The following is a 578-nucleotide window of genomic DNA, read 5'->3' as shown; positions in this document are numbered from 1 at the left end:
CAGGAATATCTGCCCGCACCATCCAACATCCGTCTTGCGGACTTGATGAAAGAGCACAACATCAGCCAACCAGAACTTGCCAAGGAACTCGGCTGCTCCAAGAGCACTATCAGCCGTTTTATCAGTGGTGCGAAAGGAACCCTGACCCATGAGCAGGTGCTGAAGATCGCAAGGCTGTTCAACGTGTCCACGGATTTCCTGCTGGGAGAAACCAACATCCCCGACCGCAAAAATTACGACATTGCCGAACTGGGCTTGTCCGTAGAAGCTGCAAAGAACCTCTACACAGGGCGTGTCAATACAGAGGTGGTCAACCTGCTGTTGGAAAACGCCCGCTTTGCAGAGCTTACTTACCGCATATCGCAGTATTTTGATGATACTTTTGCGTCTGGTATCGCAGCACAGAACGCCATGCTCACGACATTGAGCACCCTGCTACGTACAAGGGTCAAGACCCCGGAAGCAGCCAAAGCCGCAAAGGACATCAGCCTTCGGAGAAAACCGGTGTACCAAGGCGACCTTGATGACATTGAGATGTACTTCATGGCAGCGGTCAAGGAAATCAAAAAGGGCATCGG

General features: G+C 51.9%; 1 protein-coding gene. It reads left to right on the top strand.

The features are described from left to right. Positions 1-578: helix-turn-helix domain-containing protein (locus tag AAAU26_RS14575; protein WP_349180848.1), on the top strand; the 578-nt coding region annotated here is incomplete at both ends.

Source organism: Faecalibacterium longum (assembly GCF_040094125.1).
In the GTDB taxonomy this organism is placed as follows: domain Bacteria; phylum Bacillota; class Clostridia; order Oscillospirales; family Ruminococcaceae; genus Faecalibacterium; species Faecalibacterium longum.
The sequence above is the reverse complement of the archived record's forward strand: the minus strand, read 5'-3'. Positions and strand labels throughout refer to the sequence as shown.